Consider the following 16,714-nt stretch of genomic DNA (forward strand, 5'->3'; position numbering starts at 1 on the left):
CAGGCTAAGAACGCTTGGTTAATAGAAAAAACCAGTTAATAAAAAGAACCATCAGTTAATCGCAAGAACAGGAAGTTAGAGTAAGATATGGCCGAAGAACAAGATGCACCTAAAGGGAAGAGCAAGCTCCTTATAATTATTATTGCCGTAGTTGTGTTACTGCTTGGTATAGGTGGTGCGCTGTACTTTTTCTTAGGTTCTGACGATAGCGCCTCTGAATCTCAGTCTCAGCCAGCAACGGCTGTGGTCGCTGCAGAGCCGGTTATGTATGTTAATATTCCTCAGCCCTTCTTGTTTAATGTGACAGGTGACAAAAAAGATCGCCTAGTTCAGATAAAAGCACAGCTCATGGTACGTGGCAGTAAGAATGAAGACCTGGCTCGTTACCACTCTCCACTTGTAGAAAGTACGCTACTGGCCACGTTCGCTTCGGCAACGGTTGATCAATTGCGCTCACCAACAGGCCGCGTGGAACTGCGTAATAAGGCAACAGAAGATATTAAAGCAAGCCTGGCTCAAGCTGTTGGCCAGCCTGTGATTGAAAAAGTGTTATTCACTGACTTCGTAATTCAATAGGTAATTTGTGACCGATTTATTAAGCCAAGACGAAATTGATGCGCTGTTACATGGCGTTGATGATGTTGAAGAAGTTGAAGATGTCTTAGAAACCGAAAATGACAATGCGGTCAATTTCGACTTCTCATCTCAAGATCGAATCGTCCGTGGTCGAATGCCGACCCTTGAACTTATTAACGAGCGCTTCGCACGTCATATGCGTATCAGCTTGTTTAATATGTTACGTAAAACGGCTGAAGTGTCGATCAACGGCGTACAGATGATGAAGTTTGGTGAGTACCAAAACACATTGTATGTACCCACCAGTTTAAACATGGTTCGTTTCCGTCCATTGAAAGGTACGGCACTCATCACCATGGAAGCTCGTCTGGTTTTCATTCTCGTAGAGAACTTTTTTGGCGGTGATGGTCGTTTCCACGCCAAGATTGAAGGTCGTGAATTCACGCCTACTGAAAGACGAATCATTCAGTTACTGCTGAAAATTGTTTTTGAAGATTACAAAGAAGCTTGGTCGCCAGTGATGGGGGTTGAGTTTGAATACTTGGATTCCGAAGTGAACCCAAGTATGGCGAACATTGTGAGCCCAACCGAAGTGATTGTTGTGAGTTCGTTCCACATTGAAGTGGATGGCGGTGGTGGTGACTTCCACGTTGTCATGCCTTACTCCATGGTTGAGCCGATCCGTGAACTGCTTGATGCGGGTGTTCAATCAGACAAGATGGAAACCGATGTTCGTTGGAGTACCGCACTGCGTGATGAGATCATGGATGTGCCCGTCAATTTCCGCGTGAATTTGCTAGAGCAAGATATTTCCCTTCGTGATCTGATGGAGCTGCGCCCTGGTGATGTTATCCCAATGAACATGCCTGAGCACGCAACCATGTTTGTCGAAGAACTGCCGACTTATCGTGTGAAAATGGGCCGTTCTGGTGAGAAGCTTGCAGTACAGATTTCGGAAAAAATTCAAAGACCACATGTGGTTAAAACTGATCTCGCTTTTCTAGGTAAAGACTTATTGTCTGAGCTCGAAAACAGTGATGATGACGACGAATAGTAAAATAGATAAAAGTATAGGAATTGGTAATGGAACCTAGTGAAGATCAAAAGCTAGCAGACGAATGGGCTGCAGCACTTGGTGAAGATCCTTCAGCGCCGTCAATTGATGTTGATGATGTGCTTGCGGCACCACTTGATGAGCTAACCGATTCATCATCTCCGATTTCTGAAGATGAGCGTCGTAAGCTGGATACCATTATGGATATTCCAGTGACTATTTCGATGGAAGTTGGTCGCTCTCAGATCAGTATCCGTAATTTACTTCAGTTGAACCAAGGTTCGGTTGTTGAGCTAGATCGAATCGCTGGTGAGTCACTGGATGTGATGGTAAACGGTACCTTGATTGCTCATGGTGAAGTGGTTGTGGTGAACGACAAGTTTGGTATTCGTTTGACTGACGTTATTAGCCAAACAGAACGAATTAAGAAGCTGCGTTAATGAGCTTTTTGTCTCAAAGACTTGCGGGCTCTTTTCTCGGAATGACAGGTTTGTTACGAGGAATCTTGGGAGTAGGGCTATTAACGGCTCCTTCCATTGCCTTTGCAGCAACACCGCCTTCTCTCGATTTAGCGACCACCTTTGGGTCGCTAATTTTCGTTATAGCCTTCATTTTATTTATTGCTTGGCTACTCAAGCGAATGCAAGTACCTGCGATGTCGAATCAACAAGGTTTGGCGATTGTTAGGCAAATCCCTGTTGGTACTAAAGAGCGTATCGCTATTGTGCAAGCGGGTGATGAACAGTTCTTGGTAGGGATTACCACACAATCGATTCAGCTGATCTCTAAGCTCGATAAACCTCTTACTCAGGAGATGCTGGAAAAAAGTACATTTTCAAGTCAGCTTTCCCAGCTAATAAAAAAAGATGCAAACAAGTAACGGACTTTTGAACTCCTCTTACTTTCACCAAGCCGGAGCTTTCCGAGCGGTGAAAGTGTGGTTGGTTCAGCTTATTCTCCTATGCTCAATCGTATTCAGTGTGTCGGTATTTGCACAAGCTGAAGACGGCACCGTCATTCCTGCGAATACCGCTGGCTCGGATTCGGTCACTATCAGCACGATGGAACAAGACCAAGCCAAATCGACAACCATGACCACGGGCAGCTTGACTGGCAATGGTGGCGGCATACCTGCCTTTACCATGACAACCAATGCCAATGGCGGTGAAGACTACTCGATTAACCTGCAAATTCTCGCGTTAATGACCATGCTTGGCTTCTTGCCGGCGATGGTGATTTTGATGACATCGTTCACTCGTATTGTGGTTGTGATGTCTATCTTGCGTCAGGCGATGGGTCTACAACAAACACCGTCTAACCAAGTCATTATTGGTATCGCGATATTCTTGACCTTCTTCATCATGTCGCCAGTGATTAATCAAGTTAACGAACAAGCAGTTCAGCCTTATCTTAATGAACAGATATCGGCACGACAGGCATTTGATGTTGCCCAAAAACCGATTAAATCCTTCATGCTCAAGCAGACTCGAATCAAAGATCTTGAAACCTTTGTTGATATTTCTGGCGCGGAAGTGACTAACCCTGAAGATGTTTCGATGGCGGTTCTGATTCCAGCATTTATCACATCGGAATTAAAAACGGCTTTCCAAATCGGATTTATGCTGTTCTTGCCTTTCCTAATCATCGACTTGGTGGTGGCATCGGTATTGATGGCTATGGGTATGATGATGTTGTCACCGATGATTGTATCGCTGCCGTTTAAGTTGATGCTGTTTGTTCTTGTTGATGGCTGGAACTTGATACTCTCCACACTCGCCGGCAGTTTTGCCTTGTAGCTGGGGGAATAATGAATCCTGAAATATTCGTAGAGTTGTTCCGAGATGCCCTTTGGATGGTATTAATCATGGTTTGCGCCATCATTATTCCTAGCCTGCTGATCGGTTTGGTTGTGGCTGTTTTCCAAGCTGCGACCTCAATCAACGAACAAACCCTGAGTTTCCTGCCGCGTTTGATCGTAACTTTGTTGGCGTTGATGCTATTCGCACACTGGATGACCCAGATGATGATGGAGTTCTTTTTTGAGCTCATCGAACGCTTGCCGCAAGTTCTGTATTAAACCGATATGGAATACCCAACGAGCCTTGTACTAGAGTGGTTAGCCAATTATTTTTGGCCATACACTCGCATCTCAGCGATGCTGATGGTGATGACGGTAACAGGGGCACGCTTCGTGTCGCCGCGTATTCGTCTGTATTTAGGCTTGGCGATCACTTTTGCGGTGATGCCTGCGATTCCGGCCGTTCCCAAAGAGATTGAACTTCTGTCCTTTCAAGGCTTCCTGACTGTCTTCGAGCAAATTGTGATTGGCGTGGCCATGGGTTTTGTTACCCAGTTCATGATTCAAACCTTTGTTATGCTGGGTCAGATCCTCGGTATGCAATCGAGCTTGGGTTTTGCCTCAATGGTCGACCCGGCTAACGGGCAAAACACGCCGGTACTTGGTCAACTGTTCATGCTGCTTGCGACCATGTTTTTTTTGGCGACCGATGGTCACTTGAAAATGCTGCAGCTGGTGGTGTTTAGTTTTAAGACCTTGCCGATTGGCAGTGGCTCTCTAACCTCTGTGGATTTTCGAGAGCTCGCGTTGTGGCTCGGCATCATGTTCAAAACGGCATTAGCGATGTCATTGTCGGGGATTATTGCGCTGCTAACGATTAACCTTTCTTTTGGTGTAATGACGCGTGCGGCACCTCAATTAAACATCTTTTCTTTGGGTTTTGCATTTGCGCTACTCGTGGGTCTGTTACTTTGTTGGTACATCCTTGGCGGCTTGTATAGTCACTATGAGCTATTCTGGATGCAGGGCGAACAACAGATATGTCGTCTAATCCGGTTAGATTGCTAGGAGACTGAAATGGCAGAGTCAGACGGTCAAGAACGCACAGAAGACGCCACGCCCAAACGCTTGCAACAAGCCAAAGAGAAAGGGCAGGTTGCAAGGTCAAAAGAGCTAGCGTCAGCATCGGTATTAATTGTCGGTGCGATTGCTTTAATGTGGTTTGGCGAATCGATGGCGAAGGCTTTGTTCGAGGCGATGCAACGCCTGTTCTCTTTGAGTCGCGACGAGATCTTTGACACCAATAAACTCTTAGAAATTGCCGGTGGTGCACTGGTGAACCTGCTGTTCCCGCTGTTTTTGATACTGATAACCTTGTTTGTTGCTGCCGTCATCGGCGCTGCGGGTGTCGGTGGGATTAACTTCTCAATGCAAGCGGCGATGCCAAAGGCGTCTAAGCTCAACCCACTCAGTGGTATCAAGCGTATGTTTGGCCTGCAAAGTTGGGTTGAACTGCTCAAGTCTATTCTTAAAGTAGCGCTCGTATCGGGGATGGCGATTTATCTGATTCAAGCCTCTCAGCATGATTTAATGCAGCTGAGCATGGACGTCTATCCACAAAACATCTTCCATGCCTTGGATATCTTGCTCAATTTCATCCTGTTGATCAGCTGCTCACTGCTGATTGTGGTGGCGATTGATATCCCGTTCCAGATCTGGCAACACGCCGATCAATTGAAGATGACCAAACAAGAAGTCAAAGACGAATTCAAAGACACTGAAGGTAAGCCGGAAGTGAAAGGCCGAATTCGCATGCTTCAAAGGGAAGCGGCTCAGCGTCGTATGATGGCCGATGTGCCGCAAGCGGACGTGATAGTCACCAACCCAGAGCACTTTTCAGTGGCGCTGCGCTATAAGCAGAATCAAGACAAAGCACCAATTGTGGTTGCTAAAGGTGTCGACCACATGGCGATGAAGATCCGAGAGATTGCGCGTGCAAACGACATCTATATCGTTCCAGCGCCGCCATTGGCGAGGGCGCTTTATCACACCACTGAGCTAGAACAACAAATTCCTGACGGTCTGTTTACGGCAGTTGCACAAGTGCTTGCATATGTTTTCCAGCTTAAACAGTACCGAAAACGAGGTGGTGAGCGACCAAAACTGCAAGATTCTAATATGCCGATCCCACCTGATTTACGTCATTAGATCAATTGCTTGAGCTCTGCGTGATGAACCCTGATAATAGCGAGCTAGCTAATCTTCCTTTTATAGAGGTGATGGCGATAATTTGACGTGAGATGTTGGTACAGTGTTTGCTGTAGTAGCCTGAACATTATAAGCCCATAGCAAACAGCCCTGACTAAGACCTAATCCACTTGTTCAGAGAGCTACAACATAGCGAAACTGTCTAGATTTATGAAATTCTCCCTGCCTTTTGCGGACAAGCTACCTAAAATCCCTAACCGTGCCATGCCTGCGATTGGTGCACCTATTATGGTACTTGCAACGCTTGCTATGGTGGTGTTGCCCATTCCAGCTTTCTTGTTGGATATGTTCTTCACCTTCAACATTGCACTGTCTATGGTTGTGCTACTGGTCTCGGTATATACCCGCAGGCCTTTAGACTTCGCTGCATTCCCGACCGTCCTGCTGATTGCGACTCTACTTCGATTGGCCTTGAACGTTGCTTCGACACGTGTGGTATTGCTTCATGGTCATGAAGGTGGCGACGCGGCCGGTAATGTGATTGAAGCCTTCGGTAACGTGGTTATCGGTGGTAACTATGCGGTAGGTCTAGTGGTGTTCTTGATTCTTATGATCATCAACTTCATGGTTGTAACCAAAGGTGCGGGTCGTATCTCGGAAGTAAGCGCGCGTTTCACGTTAGACGCCTTACCGGGTAAACAGATGGCAATCGATGCCGACTTGAACGCAGGTTTGATCGACCAAGACCAGGCGCGTCTGAGACGTTTTGAAGTAACCAAAGAAGCTGACTTCTACGGTTCGATGGACGGTGCTTCTAAGTTTGTTAAAGGCGATGCGATCGCTGGTATCTTAATCTTATTCATCAACATCATTGGTGGCTTGAGCATTGGTATGGCTCAGTTTGACCTTGGTTTTGGCGAAGCAATCGAAATCTATACACTACTGACTATCGGTGATGGTCTGGTTGCACAAATTCCATCTCTATTACTGTCTATTGCAGCTGCGATGATGGTAACGCGCCAAAATACTGATGAAGATATGGGCGAGCAACTTGTCTTCCAGATGTTCGACAATCCAAAAGCCTTGATGATCACCGCCGCCATCCTTGGCATCATGGGTATTGTTCCGGGTATGCCACATTTCTCGTTCTTGAGCCTTGCCATCGTTGCAGGCGCGGGGGCGTATTACATCGATAAAAAGAACAAGAAGAAGGCGGAAGAGCCTAACCTTCCGGCGACAGTTGAAGCGAATGGAGAAGTAGGCTCTCAGAAGGAGCTCTCTTGGGATGATGTTCAACCTGTCGATATTATTGGTTTAGAAGTGGGTTACCGTTTAATTCCTTTGGTTGATAGAGACCAAGGTGGTGAATTGCTTGAACGCGTTAAAGGTGTGCGTAAAAAGCTGTCTCAAGACTTTGGTTTCTTGATCCCAGCGGTACACATTCGCGATAACCTAGAACTGACACCAAACAGCTACCGTATTACCCTGATGGGTGTTGCTGTGGGTGAAGCTGAGATTAAGCCAGACATGGAGCTCGCGATTAACCCGGGCCAAGTCTATGGCATGATCGATGGCGAGCCGACGATTGACCCTGCCTTTGGCCTTGAAGCGGTTTGGATTCGTGAAGAGCAGCGTGAACACGCACAAGCTCTAGGTTATACCGTTGTAGATTCTTCTACAGTACTGGCGACACACCTTAGCCAGCTGCTAACCAACAACGCATCGCAGCTCATTGGCCACGAAGAAGTTCAGAACTTACTTGAGATGCTCAGCCGCTCAACACCTAAGCTGGTGGAAGGTTTTGTACCGGATCAATTGCAGTTGGGTGTGGTTGTGAAAGTGCTACAGAACCTGCTGAATGAAGCGATTCCAATTCGTGACATTCGAACCATAGTCCAAACTTTGTCGGAGTATTCAGGTAAGAGTCAAGAACCTGACATACTTACTGCGGCGGTTCGCATCTCATTGAAACGATTAATTGTTCAGGAAATCAATGGTATAGAGCCCGAGTTACCAGTGATAACCTTGATTCCTGAGCTGGAACAAATCTTGCATCAAACCATGCAGGCATCCGGCGGAGAATCTGCTGGTATTGAACCTGGTTTAGCCGAACGTTTACAGACCTCTCTCAGCCACGCTACACAAGAGCAAGAGCTGAAAGGTGAGCCCGCGGTACTATTGACCTCTGGCGTGTTGCGTTCGACTCTGGCTAAGTTCGTGAAGAACACGATCCCAAGCTTGCGAGTCTTGTCTTACCAAGAAATACCGGACGAAAAGCAGATACGTATAGTACAAGCTGTTGGTAATTAAGTCGCCTAATTAGAACGGACAATTTAGAACGGACAATCGAATTGAAAATTAAACGATTTTTTGCAAAAGATATGCGAACGGCTCTGCTCCAAGTTAAAGAAGAACTTGGTTCAGAAGCGGTGATCATGTCTAACAAAAAGGTCGCAGGTGGCGTGGAAATTGTTGCCGCTATTGATGGCGAATCCAGCCCGTCGACAGCGAGCCAGAGATTAAATAAACCTCAGCAGCCTGCACAAAGCCAATATACGCAAATGGCCGCGCCCGCAGCTCCTGCTGGGCGACGTCAACTAGACGATGACAAGGTTAGCCTACAGTCGAATGTTGAAGGTGGACGCTCAATGACTAAGCGCTTTGCGAATATGCTTAAGCAATACAGTCATGGCGCCGATGATGAGCCACAGCATCGTGCAGAAAATGAAGATTCATTGTCAGCATTGCTCAATCGCCAATCAAGCACGGGCCATAAGCCTCATAGTCATCAGACTCAAAGCAATTTGCAGTCTCATGGCCATCAGCAATCTCACGGTAACCAACAGTCTCACGGAAATCTTGATTCTGCATTTGCTCGTGAAACGGGTTTGTCTAAGTTGATTGCTGAAGACCGCAGAGTAGAGCGCCCGACACCTCGCTTGGATCCTACCCGTTATGATCGTGGTCGAGAGAACACTCAGTCCAAAGGTTCTGATACTGAAATGGAAACGATGCGCGAAGAGATGACCTCAATTCGTCGTCTGTTAGAGCATCAAGTTTCTGGGTTGATGTGGCAAGAAGTTGAGCGCCGTGAACCACTGAGAGCCATGCTTATTAAGCGCCTTGAACGTATGGGTGTATCTGCAGAGCTTGCCGATCAAATGGCTTGCTACATTCCTGAAGATACTAAACCTGCACGTGCATGGAAGGCTCTGTTAGCTCTGGTTGCTGACCAAATCTCCGTTACACAAAAAGATATTTTAAAACGCGGCGGTATTGTGGCTCTACTTGGCCCAACCGGCGTGGGTAAAACAACGACTGTTGCAAAGCTAGCTGCACGTGCTGCCATGGAATATGGCGCTGATAACGTCGCACTAGTGACAACTGACACATATCGTATAGGTGCACATGAGCAGTTATCGATCTACGGCCGAATTATGGGTTGTCCTGTAAGAGTTGCTAAAGATTCTAGCGAACTGGCCGATGTAATATATCAGTTACGTAATCGTCGCCTGATTCTGGTCGATACTGCAGGCATGGGACAACGAGATGTTCGCCTATCTGAGCAGTTAGACACATTGATGCAAGAGAGTGGTTCCGTTATCAATAGCTACCTTGTGTTGCCTGCAACCGCGCAACGCAAAGTGCTGCAAGAAACAATTGAACACTTTAGAAGAATCCCGTTATCGGGATGCATCATGACTAAGCTGGATGAATCCCTAAGTCTAGGTGAATTCATCAGTGTCGTAATACAAAATGCATTACCAGTTGCTTACATAGCAAATGGTCAACGAGTTCCTGAAGATATCGTTATAGCTCAGCCAAAGTACATGATTGCTAAGGCTAATGAGCTATTAGAAAAATCTACAGAGAATGAACCTCATTACTGGAATAGCGATTCTGAAGGGCTCTAGGCGGCGGATAAATATGAATGAAAATATGATACATGACCAAGCTAGCGGCCTCCGTCGCTTAACCAAGCCTTCACTCACAAAAGTTATCGCTGTAACCGGTGGTAAGGGAGGCGTTGGTAAATCTAATGTGACGTTAGGTATGGCTATTTGCATGGCGCGCCAAGGCAAAAAAGTCATGGTGCTAGATGCCGATTTAGGACTAGCGAACGTCGATATCATGCTAGGTATTCGTTCTAAACGAAACCTTGGGCATGTGTTGGCTGGCGAATGTGAACTTAAGGATGCGATTGTCGAAGGGCCGCACGGAATTAAAATTATTCCAGCGACATCGGGCACTCAAAGCATGACTGAACTTTCACACGCACAGCATGCTGGTTTGATTCGCGCATTCGGTTCGCTTGAAGACGAGATGGATATCTTGTTGGTTGATACCGCAGCCGGTATTTCGGACATGGTGATCAGCTTCTCAAGAGCGGCGCAAGACGTGGTTGTCGTGGTATGTGATGAACCTACCTCGATCACGGATGCATATGCTTTGATTAAGCTTTTAAGCAGAGAACACCAAGTTCAGCGATTCAAAGTTGTTGCAAATATGGTCAGAAGCTACCGCGAAGGCCGAGAATTATTTGCAAAGTTGACTTTGGTCACAGAGCGCTTCTTGAATGTGAGCCTCGAACTCGTAGCATGTATTCCTTTAGATGATAAAGTACGTCAATCAGTCAAGAGACAGAAAATCGTAGTCGATGCGTTTCCTCGCTCTCCAGCTGCATTGGCAATCAGCTCTTTGGCTAACAAAGCCTTGACCTGGCCAATACCAAAAACACCGAGCGGACACTTGGAGTTCTTTGTTGAAAGGCTGCTGAATCGTACTGAATTTATAGAGGAACCATTTGGTGAATAAAGCGCTTACTTACGACCAACACGCTAATCACAATAGCCAACAGGCTTTTTTTGAGAAGTACTCTGTGTTGGTTAAACGTATCGCTCATCACTTGTTGGGGCGATTACCGCCTAATGTATTGGTTGATGACTTAATTCAAGCTGGCATGATCGGCTTGATTGAAGCGCAACAAAACTATGATGGTACCAAAGGCGCAAGCTTTGAGACGTATGCTGGTATTCGGATTCGCGGGGCAATGTTGGATGACATTCGCCGTGGGGACTGGGTGCCGAGATCGGTTCATAAGAACAATCGAGAAATCAGCAGTGCAATTGCGGAATTAGAGGGTATCCTCAACCGCGACCCGAGTGATGCCGAAGTGGCAAAACACATGGGGCTCAGTTTAGAGCAGTATCACAGTGCTTTAACTGACATTAATTGCTCAAGACTGGTTGGAATTGAAGATTTAGGCGTCTCAGATGATGTAATATCTCCGAATGAAGACTCTCAAGATAATACGCCTTTTCAAGGGGTTGCTGATGAGTCATTCCGCCAAGCTTTGATCGATTCGATAAAACAACTTCCGGAAAGGGAAGGCCTTGTGCTTTCGCTTTATTACGACGAAGAACTCAATTTAAAAGAGATTGGGGAAGTGTTAGGTGTCAGCGAATCTCGTGTCAGCCAAATACTGAGCCAATCTATGCAGCGTTTACGCACTAAGTTAAGTGCTTGGACACAGAACGACTAACAACACTGATCCTATTCAGTGGAGGCTAATTTGAACAAAAACATGAAAATTCTCATTGTTGATGATTTTTCAACGATGCGCCGAATTGTTAAAAACCTACTTCGCGATTTAGGTTTCAACAACACTCAAGAAGCAGATGATGGCTTGACCGCGTTACCTATGCTGAAAAAAGGCGAATTTGATTTCGTGGTAACTGACTGGAACATGCCAGGCATGCAAGGGATTGACCTGCTTAAACACATTCGCGCAGACGCAGAACTTAAGCACCTTCCAGTGCTTATGATCACAGCTGAAGCGAAGCGTGAGCAGATCATCGAAGCTGCGCAAGCGGGTGTTAATGGTTACATTGTGAAGCCTTTCACTGCTGCAACGCTGAAAGAGAAACTTGATAAGATTTTTGATCGCTTATAAGCATCAATAAATTTAGGCACTTCTAGGTAAACACTGACTGATAAGTTATCTGTTTATCTCGATAGCCTAAGCGCACAAAGTATGCGGAGTAAGGCCGAATTCAGGATGATTTCATTAGAACAAGCAAAAAAATTAGTAGAGCTGCTTGAGAACGATGAGCAGCAAAATGCTGATTCTCTTGTGAGAAGCATTTATGAAGATAACTTTAGTCTTCAAGACAATCCAATGCTTCAAGAAATAGGAAGTCTGACACGCGACCTCCACGACTCTTTGACTCAATTCAATTTCGATGAACGCATCAGCGTTATCGCAAATGACGAAATCCCTGATGCAAGGGATCGCCTTCAGTATGTCATTGATAAAACGGAAGTTGCGGCAAATAAGACGATGGACGCTGTCGATCGCTGTATGCCAATCGCAGACAACCTACACGAGTGTTTACTTCAAGTAAGGCCTCAATGGAATGAACTGATGCATGGCCGCATTGAGCTGGCACAATTTAAAGCTTTATGTCACCGCATTGATGGATTGCTTGTCCAAGTAGAAGGCGACAGTACTGAACTACGCGGACAATTGACTGAAATCTTGATGGCTCAGGATTTCCAAGATTTAACTGGGCAGATAATCAGCAAAGTTATTACCTTGGTGAATGAGGTGGAAGGACGTTTGGTCGAGATTCTCACGGTATTCGGTGCGAATCAAAAAGAGCCAACTCCAGAGTCAGAGAAGAAAGCATCGATTGCGCCTGAAGGTCCAATTATGAACCCAGAAGAGCGCGAAGACGCTGTCGCATCTCAAGATGAAGTCGACGATTTGTTATCCAGTCTTGGATTTTAAAGGTAACGTATGAGCTACGATTTAGACGAAGATATTCTTCAGGACTTTTTAGTCGAAGCAGGAGAGATCCTTGAACTCCTATCAGAACAACTGGTAGAGCTTGAGAATAACCCTGACGACAAAGACCTATTAAATGCTATTTTCCGTGGTTTCCATACAGTAAAAGGTGGTGCTGGTTTCCTAGCATTAACTGAGCTGGTGGATACTTGTCATGGTGCTGAGAATGTGTTCGACATTCTGCGAAACGGCCAACGCAGCGTAACATCAGGTTTGATGGATACCATGCTGCAGGCGCTAGATACAGTCAATGTACAGTTTCGCGCCGTGCAAGATCAGGAACCTTTAGTGCCAGCCGACCAATCTTTATTGGATGAACTTCACCGTCTCTGTAAACCAGAGTCTGCGGATGAAGTGGCACCAGTAGAAGCGCCTGCACCTATTATCCCTGAACCTGTTGTTGCAGCGCCTGAGCCTGTTATTGCTCCGGAACCTACTGCTGAAAGCTCAAACATCAATGCATCTTCAGTCGATGATATCTCTGAAGATGAGTTTGAACGCTTGCTTGATGAGCTTCACGGTAAAGGTGGTTCACCAACAGCGCCTTCTGCACCAACACCGCCGCCAGCACCCGCTGCACCTCAGTCTGTTGCTGACAGTGGTGATATTACTGATGACGAATTTGAAAAGTTATTAGATGAATTGCACGGTGCGGGTAAGAGCCCGACAGCGGCAAGTTCAACGCCTCCTCCACCGCCAACGCCGCCAGCAGCACCTGTTTCGGCGATGTCTGAAGGCGATGATCTGATGACTGACGAAGAGTTCGAGAAGTTACTTGACCAACTACATGGCTCAGGTAATGGACCTTCGATTGAAGAATTGGATGCCGCGACTAAGCCAGCAGAAGTTAAGGCAGTAGCACCTCAAGCTGCGCCTAAACCTGCTGCGCCAGTTGCCGTTAAAGCTGAGCCAAAACCGAGCGCTCCAGCAAAAGCTGAAGTTAAAGTGCCGGCTAAGAAGCAACAAGCTGAAGCGACAGTTCGTGTTGATACATCAACACTGGACACCATCATGAACATGGTGGGTGAACTGGTATTGGTGCGTAACCGACTAGTCAGCCTAGGCCTCAACAGCAACGACGAAGAAATGTCGAAAGCTGTCTCTAACTTAGATGTTGTTACTGCAGACCTTCAAGGTGCGGTAATGAAGACTCGTATGCAGCCGATCAAGAAAGTATTTGGTCGCTTCCCACGAGTTGTCCGTGACCTTGCTCGTAGCTTGAAGAAAGACATCGTTCTTGAAATGCGTGGCGAAGAAACGGACCTTGATAAAAACTTAGTAGAAGCACTTGCTGATCCCCTGATTCACTTGGTGAGAAACTCTGTCGATCATGGTATTGAAATGCCAAACGACCGTGTTGCTGCGGGTAAATCACAAACGGGTAAAGTGATTCTGTCTGCCTCTCAAGAAGGTGACCACATTGAACTGGCTATCGTTGATGACGGTGGCGGTATGGACCCTGATAAGCTTCGTGCTATCGCGGTTAAACGTGGCCTGATGGATGAAGATGCAGCGTCTCGCTTATCAAATAAAGAGTGTTTTAACCTGATTTTTGCTCCTGGCTTCTCAAGCAAAGAGCAGATCTCGGATATCTCTGGTCGTGGTGTGGGTATGGACGTTGTGAAAACAGCGATCAACACACTGAACGGCTCTATTGATATTGATTCAGAAATGGGACAGGGCACCAAGATCACCATCAAGGTTCCACTAACCCTAGCGATTCTACCAACCTTGATGGTCGGTGTTGCAGGTCACCCATTTGCATTGCCATTGGCATCGGTTAACGAGATTTTCCACCTAGATTTAAGCCGCACAAACGTGGTTGATGGTCAGCTGACGATCATCGTTCGCGATAAGTCTATTCCGTTGTTCTACTTGCAAAACTGGCTTGCACCTAAAGCGGGTATTGTTGAACTGCGCAAAGGACACGGCCATGTTGTTATCGTGCAACTTGGTAGCCAACGTGTTGGTTTTGTTGTCGATACGCTGATCGGTCAAGAAGAAGTAGTCATCAAGCCGCTTGATAAGCTTCTGCAAGGCACGCCAGGAATGGCAGGCGCGACAATTACAAGTGACGGACACATTGCATTGATTCTAGATGTGCCGGACTTGTTGAAGCAGTACGCAGCAGCGTCAAGAATTTAATTTAAGGATAAATATGGCGATTAAAGTATTAGTCGTTGATGATTCGAGTTTTTTTCGTCGTCGCGTTAGCGAGATCATCAACTCAGAGGCTCGCCTAGAAGTCATTGATGTTGCAGTAAACGGTAAAGAAGCCGTTGAGAAAGCGAAACAGCTAAGACCTGACGTAATCACTATGGACATTGAAATGCCTGTCATGGACGGTATCACTGCCGTTCGTGAAATCATGGCCGCGTCTCCAACGCCTATTTTGATGTTTTCATCGTTAACGCATGATGGAGCGAGAGCAACGTTAGATGCGTTAGATGCAGGTGCTCTCGACTTCCTTCCTAAGAAGTTTGAAGACATTGCACGTAACCGCGACGATGCAGTTGCATTGCTTCAACAGCGTGTGATTCAGATTGCAGCGAAGCGTGCGTTTATGCGCCGTGCTCCTATTGCGCCGAGAGCGACTGCGACGACTGCAACATCTACGCCATTGCGCCAACCGATTTCAACAGCAGCTTCGACTTCGACAGCGAAGCCTGCGGTTGCATCAACGGCGAAATTCAGAGCGTCAGGTAAGAAGTATCAATTAACAGCAATTGGTACGTCGACTGGCGGCCCTGTTGCTCTACAGAAGATTTTGACTCGCATCCCTGCTAACTATCCACACCCAATTGTGTTAGTTCAGCATATGCCAGCAACATTCACTGCTGCTTTTGCGAGCCGATTGAACACCTTGTGTAAGATTGAAGTTCGCGAAGCGCAAGACGGTGATGTGTTAAAACCTGGCGTGGCGTATCTTGCTCCGGGTGGTAAACAGATGATGGTGGATGGCCGCGCAGGGTCTGCACGTCTAAGAATTATCGATGGCGGCGACCGCATGAACTACAAGCCTTGTGTGGATGTCACATTCGGCTCTGCAGCGAAGATCTACGGCGACAAAGTGTTGTCTATGATCCTGACTGGTATGGGCGCAGATGGTCGAGAAGGTTCGCGTATGTTGAAAACTGCGGGCTCGACAATTTGGGCACAAGACGAAGATAGCTGTGTTGTATATGGTATGCCTCAAGCTGTAGCAAAAGCTGGCATTTCTACTGAAGACCTCCCTCTAGACCGTATCGCGGAAAGGATCTTGGTCGAAGTTGGGTTAGCTTAGGTAAATCGAAATGATTGTTTGGAGTGTTGCAAACCAAAAAGGTGGTGTTGGTAAAACGACCACGACCGTGACTCTAGCAGGTTTACTTGCGTTGAAGGGGCACCGTGTTCTGTTGGTTGATACTGACCCACATGCATCACTGACCACCTATCTGGGTTACGATTCAGATACGGTGGAATCGAGCCTGTTTGATCTGTTCCAGTTGCGTGAGTTTAACGTGCAGACGGTAAGACCTTTGCTTTTACAAACAGAAGTCGAAGGTATTGATATTATCCCTGCGCACATGTCTTTGGCGACATTAGACCGTGTAATGGGAAATCGAAGCGGCATGGGGTTGATCTTGAAGCGTGCTTTAGCCGCTTTGAAAGACGACTATGACTATGTATTGATCGATTGCCCGCCAATTCTGGGTGTGATGATGGTCAATGCATTGGCTGCTAGCGATCGTATATTGATTCCGGTACAGACTGAGTTTTTGGCGATGAAGGGCTTAGAGCGCATGATTCGCACTTTGACCATCATGCAGAAGTCTCGCAAAACACCGTTTAAGGTTACGATTGTCCCAACGATGTACGACAAGCGAACCAAAGCCTCACTGCAAACATTAACGCAGCTCAAAGATGATTACCCAAACCAAGTTTGGACGTCTGCTGTGCCGATTGATACCAAGTTTCGAGATGCGAGCCTAAAGCGCTTGCCAGCCTCTCATTTTGCATCGGGTAGCCGTGGTGTATTTGCTTATAAACAGTTGCTTATTTATCTCGAAAGGTTGGCGATAAATGAGCGCGAATAAAGAATCAACATTGGCGCAGCCAAGTCTCTCCAGTGAACAAGCACTGGATGATTATTTTACTGCGCTGTTAGGTGATGAAAGCTTTGAATCTGACGATTTTTTTGTTGACGAGTCGAGCGACGAATCACAATCTGAAGAGCCAGAGCCAGAGCCAG

The 16,714-nt window shown here is 46.6% G+C and carries 17 protein-coding genes and 1 pseudogene; all 18 read left to right on the forward strand.

Going from position 1 to position 16,714, the window contains the following annotated elements:
- Positions 1–87: 87 nt before the first annotated feature.
- Entirely contained in the window at positions 88–576 is a 489-nt protein-coding gene (fliL, locus tag AB4138_RS19060; RefSeq protein ID WP_017060677.1) for a flagellar basal body-associated protein FliL, read from the forward strand.
- A 7-nt stretch (positions 577–583) separates the two neighbouring features.
- Positions 584–1,630, forward strand: a complete 1,047-nt coding sequence (gene fliM, locus AB4138_RS19065) for a flagellar motor switch protein FliM (protein ID WP_017060676.1) — start codon at positions 584–586, stop codon at positions 1,628–1,630.
- A gap of 29 nt (positions 1,631–1,659) precedes the next feature.
- Entirely contained in the window at positions 1,660–2,070 is a 411-nt protein-coding gene (gene fliN / locus AB4138_RS19070) for a flagellar motor switch protein FliN (protein WP_004739851.1), read from the forward strand.
- Positions 2,070–2,510, forward strand: a complete 441-nt coding sequence (gene fliO, locus AB4138_RS19075; RefSeq protein WP_017060675.1) for a flagellar biosynthetic protein FliO — start codon at positions 2,070–2,072, stop codon at positions 2,508–2,510. The genes fliN and fliO overlap by 1 nt, the downstream gene beginning before the upstream one ends.
- Positions 2,497–3,426 (forward strand): flagellar type III secretion system pore protein FliP, encoded by a 930-nt coding sequence (gene fliP / locus AB4138_RS19080; RefSeq protein WP_372154560.1) that lies wholly within the window; start codon positions 2,497–2,499, stop codon positions 3,424–3,426. Before fliO ends, fliP begins: the two co-directional genes overlap by 14 nt.
- 11 nt (positions 3,427–3,437) lie before the next feature.
- Positions 3,438–3,707 (forward strand): flagellar biosynthesis protein FliQ, encoded by a 270-nt coding sequence (gene fliQ, locus AB4138_RS19085; protein ID WP_029235191.1) that lies wholly within the window; start codon positions 3,438–3,440, stop codon positions 3,705–3,707.
- 6 nt (positions 3,708–3,713) lie between these two features.
- The gene (gene fliR / locus AB4138_RS19090; protein ID WP_017060672.1) at positions 3,714–4,496 is read left to right on the forward strand and encodes a flagellar biosynthetic protein FliR; all 783 of its coding nucleotides are present in this window, start codon (positions 3,714–3,716) and stop codon (positions 4,494–4,496) included.
- Positions 4,497–4,505: 9 nt separating this feature from the next.
- Positions 4,506–5,636, forward strand: coding sequence for a flagellar biosynthesis protein FlhB (flhB, locus tag AB4138_RS19095; RefSeq protein WP_017060671.1), 1,131 nt, complete (start codon positions 4,506–4,508; stop codon positions 5,634–5,636).
- A gap of 210 nt (positions 5,637–5,846) precedes the next feature.
- Entirely contained in the window at positions 5,847–7,946 is a 2,100-nt protein-coding gene (gene flhA, locus AB4138_RS19100; RefSeq protein ID WP_136979579.1) for a flagellar biosynthesis protein FlhA, read from the forward strand.
- A gap of 41 nt (positions 7,947–7,987) precedes the next feature.
- Complete coding sequence (flhF, locus tag AB4138_RS19105; RefSeq protein WP_029235190.1) at positions 7,988–9,550, forward strand: flagellar biosynthesis protein FlhF; 1,563 nt, start codon at positions 7,988–7,990, stop codon at positions 9,548–9,550.
- Positions 9,551–9,563: 13 nt separating this feature from the next.
- A complete protein-coding gene (locus tag AB4138_RS19110; RefSeq protein WP_017060668.1) occupies positions 9,564–10,451 on the forward strand; it encodes a MinD/ParA family protein in 888 nt (295 codons plus the stop codon).
- Positions 10,444–11,178 (forward strand): RNA polymerase sigma factor FliA, encoded by a 735-nt coding sequence (locus tag AB4138_RS19115; protein WP_017060667.1) that lies wholly within the window; start codon positions 10,444–10,446, stop codon positions 11,176–11,178. Before AB4138_RS19110 ends, AB4138_RS19115 begins: the two co-directional genes overlap by 8 nt.
- A 42-nt stretch (positions 11,179–11,220) precedes the next feature.
- Entirely contained in the window at positions 11,221–11,589 is a 369-nt protein-coding gene (gene cheY / locus AB4138_RS19120; RefSeq protein ID WP_016767062.1) for a chemotaxis response regulator CheY, read from the forward strand.
- Between the two features lie 105 nt (positions 11,590–11,694).
- Positions 11,695–12,426 carry a protein phosphatase CheZ gene (locus AB4138_RS19125; protein WP_017064113.1) on the forward strand — a complete coding sequence of 244 codons (732 nt, stop codon included), beginning with the start codon at positions 11,695–11,697 and terminating at the stop codon, positions 12,424–12,426.
- A 9-nt stretch (positions 12,427–12,435) separates the two neighbouring features.
- Entirely contained in the window at positions 12,436–14,628 is a 2,193-nt protein-coding gene (locus AB4138_RS19130; RefSeq protein WP_017064112.1) for a chemotaxis protein CheA, read from the forward strand.
- 13 nt (positions 14,629–14,641) lie between these two features.
- Positions 14,642–15,766, forward strand: a complete 1,125-nt coding sequence (locus tag AB4138_RS19135; RefSeq protein ID WP_017060664.1) for a chemotaxis response regulator protein-glutamate methylesterase — start codon at positions 14,642–14,644, stop codon at positions 15,764–15,766.
- A gap of 10 nt (positions 15,767–15,776) precedes the next feature.
- Positions 15,777–16,559, forward strand: coding sequence for a ParA family protein (locus AB4138_RS19140; RefSeq protein ID WP_017071206.1), 783 nt, complete (start codon positions 15,777–15,779; stop codon positions 16,557–16,559).
- Positions 16,546–16,714, forward strand: a pseudogene (locus AB4138_RS19145) (chemotaxis protein CheW); the annotation flags it as partial. The gene AB4138_RS19140 and the pseudogene AB4138_RS19145, both read left to right, overlap by 14 nt.

The sequence above is a fragment of the Vibrio sp. 10N.286.52.C3 genome (genome assembly GCF_041468865.1).
GTDB classification, from domain to species: domain Bacteria; phylum Pseudomonadota; class Gammaproteobacteria; order Enterobacterales; family Vibrionaceae; genus Vibrio; species Vibrio crassostreae_C.